This window comes from Rheinheimera nanhaiensis E407-8, assembly GCF_000296695.1.
GTDB lineage: Bacteria > Pseudomonadota > Gammaproteobacteria > Enterobacterales > Alteromonadaceae > Alishewanella > Alishewanella nanhaiensis.
Map to the genome: position 1 here is coordinate 1 of NZ_BAFK01000043.1, position 4,925 is coordinate 4,925.

A 4,925-nucleotide genomic window follows, 5' to 3' on the forward strand; every position below is an offset into this window, starting at 1 on the left:
CGGTTTTACTCGTTCAAATTTAGCCTTAGCCATGGATAGACCCTTCTTTATTTAATTGCGGCCTGCCAAAGCAGGCCAAACTAAGTGATTAATAAGCTTTACGCGCAGCAATAATTGCTTCTGTCACGTTGTTCGGAGCTTCTGCGTATTTCAATGGTTCCATTGAATAAGACGCCCGGCCCTGACTTAACGAACGCATGTTCGTTGCATAACCAAACATTTCAGACAGCGGTACGTGCGCATCAACGATCTTGATACCACCAGGCGCATCTTCCATGCCGTTGATAATACCGCGACGACGGTTTAAGTCGCCAACGATATCGCCCATGAAGTCTTCCGGTGTTACCACCTCAACTTTCATGATTGGCTCAAGAATAACCGGCTTGGCTTGCAGTGCACCCTTCTTGAAGCCCATTGAAGCAGCGATTTTAAACGCCATTTCGCTGGAGTCAACATCGTGGTACGAACCGTCAAACACTGTAACTTTTACGTCAATTACCGGATAACCTGCCAGGACGCCGTTCTTCATCTGTTCCTGCACGCCTTTATCAATGGCTGGAATGTATTCTTTTGGAATAACTCCACCCACCACGGCGTTGACAAACTGATAACCTGCGCCTTCTTCCAGCGGCTCAATTTTCAGCCAACAATGACCGAACTGGCCACGACCACCAGACTGACGTACAAACTTACCTTCCACTTCTGTGGCGCCACGCAGTGTTTCACGGTAAGACACCTGTGGTTTACCCACATTGGCCTCGACCTTGAACTCACGGCGCATACGGTCAACGATGATGTCCAGATGCAGTTCACCCATGCCAGAAATAATAGTCTGGCCGGTTTCTTCGTCAGTGTGAACCCGGAACGACGGATCTTCAGCGGCAAGCTTACTCAGCGCTACGCCCATCTTTTCCTGGTCAGCTTTGGTTTTCGGTTCTACCGCAACAGAAATTACCGGCTCTGGGAACTCCATACGCTCCAGAGTGATAATGTGGTCAGGATGACACAGGGTGTCACCTGTTGTTACGTCTTTAAAACCGATACCGGCGGCAATGTCACCCGCGCGAACTTCTTTAATCTCTTCGCGGGCATTGGCGTGCATTTGTACAATGCGGCCAATCCGTTCTTTCTTCATCTTTACCGGGTTATATACAGTGTCACCAGAGTTGATCACACCTGAGTAAACCCGGAAGAAGGTCAATGTTCCGACGAAAGGATCGGTGGCGATTTTAAACGCCAGCGCTGAAAACGGCTCGTCATCACTGGAATGACGCTCGCCTTCAGACTCGTCTTCGTTAATACCGGTAATGGCCTTAACTTCCGTTGGCGATGGCAGGTAATAAATAACATTATCCAGCATCGCCTGTACGCCTTTATTTTTAAAGGCTGAACCGCACATCACCAGCACCGCTTCGTTGCGCAGGGTCAGGTCACGCAGCGCCTGACGAATTTCCTGTTCGGTAAATTCGCCGCCTTCCAGGTAGCGCTCCATTAACTCTTCGCTGGCTTCCGCTGCAGCTTCAATCATATTCTGACGCCACTGCTGACATTCTGCGACCATCTCGGCCGGAATATCTTCGTAGGTGAACGTCATGCCCTGATCTTCCGTGTTCCAGTTAATGGCCTTCATCTTAATAAGGTCCACTACACCGCGGAAGTTATCCTCAGCGCCGATGGGCAGCTGAATAGGCACTATGGTGCTGTTCAGACGGGTTTGCGCCTGCTTAACCACACGCAGGAAATTGGCACCGGTACGGTCCATTTTATTCACGAAGATCATTCGTGGGACTTCATACTTATTGGCTTGACGCCAAACTGTTTCCGTCTGTGGTTGCACACCAGATGAACCACACAGCACAACCACGGCACCGTCCAGCACCCGCAGCGAACGTTCAACTTCAATCGTGAAGTCAACGTGCCCCGGTGTGTCGATCAGGTTGATGCGGTGCTGCTCGAACTGCTGCTCCATGCCAGACCAGAAGGTGGTAGTCGCAGCAGACGTGATAGTAATACCACGCTCCTGCTCCTGTTCCATCCAGTCCATGGTTGCAGCGCCGTCATGCACTTCACCAATCTTATGAGAACGGCCGGTATAAAACAGTATGCGCTCTGACGTGGTAGTTTTACCGGCGTCAACGTGCGCACAAATGCCTATGTTGCGGTAACGCTCTATTGGGGTTGTACGTGCCACAATAAAATCCTCTTGTTAAGACTTGCTTACCAACGGAAATGGGCGAACGCTTTGTTAGCTTCGGCCATACGGTGCACGTCTTCACGTTTTTTCACTGCAGAACCTTTGTTTTCAACGGCATCCAGCATTTCACCAGCCAAACGCTGAGCCATTGATTTTTCACCACGTTTACGGGCAGCTTCAACCAACCAACGCATTGCCAGCGCATTACGACGTACAGGACGCACTTCACACGGCACCTGGTAGGTAGAACCACCAACACGGCGTGATTTAACTTCAACTGTAGGACGAATGTTGTCCAGCGCTACTTCGAAAATGTCTAAATGTTCTTTCTTAGACTTCGTAGCAGCAATTTCTAATGCGCCGTATACAATTGATTCGGCTGTAGATTTTTTACCGTCGACCATAACGACGTTTACAAACTTGGCAAGTAATTCACTTCCGAACTTAGGATCTGGAAGAATTTTACGTTGACCTATGACGCGTCTTCTTGGCATTCGTAACTCCGATTGCTTCAGGTGATTCCAAAACTTTTAATACATTAAAGAAAAAAAGTTGTTTAGTTTGGCCTTACTAACGGAGTACCGTTATTTCTTAGGCCGTTTTGCGCCGTACTTAGAACGGCCTTGTTTACGATCTTTAACGCCGGCACAGTCTAAAGTGCCGCGTACGGTGTGGTAACGCACACCTGGCAGGTCTTTTACCCGGCCACCGCGGATCAGAACAACACTGTGTTCCTGCAGGTTGTGGCCTTCACCACCGATATAAGAAGAAACTTCGAATCCGTTAGTTAAACGAACACGGCATACTTTACGTAATGCTGAGTTTGGCTTCTTAGGTGTGGTGGTGTATACACGGGTACAAACACCACGCTTCTGCGGGCAAGCTTCAAGCGCCGGAACGGTGCTCTTGGCTACCTTCTGGCTGCGCGGCTTACGCACTAGCTGGTTGATTGTTGCCATTAAATACTCCTGGTTAATAAATACCCAATAAACGTGAAAATTCCGCACCCCAAAATTAGGGTCGCGGAATTCTAATGGTCAAGCTTTGACCTGTCAAGGAACAAAGCCGTTTGCTGCTAATTTAACCAACAAACGGCGCTATTACCTTGCTTACTCGTCGTTACCGGATAAGTCCATGTTCAGCGCGTCAGACAGTGCCTGCTCCGCCATTTCTGAACTCATTGCCGGTTCGACGTCACCACCGGCGGCGCGCTGACGCTGACGGATACGGTTTTGGTGATACGCAAAACCCGTACCGGCCGGGATCAAACGGCCAACGATGACGTTTTCTTTCAGACCACGCAGTTCGTCAATCTTACCGCCTACGGCAGCTTCAGTCAGAACGCGGGTCGTTTCCTGGAACGAGGCCGCAGAAATAAATGAATCGGTAGACAGCGACGCTTTGGTAATACCCAGTAACGAACGCTCGTACTGTGCTGGCATTTTACCTGCTGCTTCCAACTCACGGTTCGCGATATTCACGCGAGCCACTTCAGCCTGTTCACCTTCTAGGAACTCGCTGTCACCCGGGTTAGTGATCACGCACTTACGCAGCATCTGACGGATAATGGTCTCGATGTGCTTATCGTTGATCTTAACGCCTTGCAGACGGTAAACGTCCTGCACTTCGTTGACGATATAGCTGGCGACATGGTGGATACCACGTAAACGCAGGATATCGTGTGCTGACTCCGGGCCTTCCGAAATAACTTCACCTTTCTCAATGCGTTCACCTTCGAACACATTGACCTGACGCCATTTCGGGATCATCTCTTCATGTACATCACCCTGATCTGGCGTGATTAACAGACGACGCTTACCTTTGGTCTCTTTACCGAAGCTGATCACACCAGAGATTTCCGCCAGGATGGCAGGATCTTTTGGCTTACGCGCTTCGAACAGGTCGGCAACGCGCGGCAGACCACCGGTAATATCGCGAGTTTTCGAGCTTTCCTGCGGAATGCGCGCTAATACTTCACCCGCTTTCACGGTGGCACCATCAGTCACTTCGATAGTGGTGAAGCTTGGCAGACGAATTTCCTGCAGCGCACCATCGTCCATCGTCAGGATAAGTTTTGGCTCTTTCGCGTTCGCTTTGGCCAAGTCTTTCACAACGGTACGGGTTAAACCGGTTAACTCGTCGGTTTGCACTTCAGTGTTGGTATCGTCAACATCACTGTGATTAACCTTAGCACCACGCTCAACAATGATTGGGTGTGAATGCGGATCCCAGTTCGCTACGATTTGACCAGCAGTGATCTTCGCGTTGTCATCTGTCGTCAGGATTGAACCGTATGGCAGCTTGTAACGCTCTTTTTCACGGCCTAATTCATCAAACACCGTGACTTCAGCAGAACGTGAGGTGATAACAATCTTGTTATCCGCATTACGGACAAACTTGGCGTTTTGCAGTTTTAAGGTACCGGCCGTTTTTACCTGTACGCTGTTCTCAGCAGAGGCCCGTGATGCCGCACCACCGATGTGGAAGGTACGCATCGTCAGCTGGGTACCTGGTTCACCGATTGACTGTGCGGCGATAACACCGACAGCTTCACCGGCGTTGATCAGGTGGCCACGCGCTAAGTCACGGCCGTAACACTTGGCACAAACACCAAAGTCGGTCTGACAGGTAATTACTGAACGTACGTGTACTTCGTCGATAGAGTTTTTCTCTAACAGATCACACAGTTGTTCATCCAACATGGTGCCATCGGCTACCAGTACTTCGCCGG

The 4,925-nt window shown here is 50.0% G+C and carries 3 protein-coding genes and 1 pseudogene; all 4 read right to left on the reverse strand.

The annotated features are described in order from the left end of the window. Positions 1–88 precede the first annotated feature (88 nt). Complete coding sequence (fusA, locus tag RNAN_RS18390; protein WP_008224590.1) at positions 89–2,191, reverse strand: elongation factor G; 2,103 nt, start codon at positions 2,189–2,191, stop codon at positions 89–91. A gap of 26 nt (positions 2,192–2,217) precedes the next feature. Next, the gene (rpsG, locus tag RNAN_RS18395; RefSeq protein WP_040552699.1) at positions 2,218–2,688 is read right to left on the reverse strand and encodes a 30S ribosomal protein S7; all 471 of its coding nucleotides are present in this window, start codon (positions 2,686–2,688) and stop codon (positions 2,218–2,220) included. A gap of 90 nt (positions 2,689–2,778) precedes the next feature. After that, positions 2,779–3,153 (reverse strand): 30S ribosomal protein S12, encoded by a 375-nt coding sequence (rpsL, locus tag RNAN_RS18400; RefSeq protein WP_008224594.1) that lies wholly within the window; start codon positions 3,151–3,153, stop codon positions 2,779–2,781. Between the two features lie 150 nt (positions 3,154–3,303). Continuing rightward, positions 3,304–4,925 (reverse strand): annotated as a pseudogene (locus RNAN_RS18405) (DNA-directed RNA polymerase subunit beta'); the annotation flags it as partial.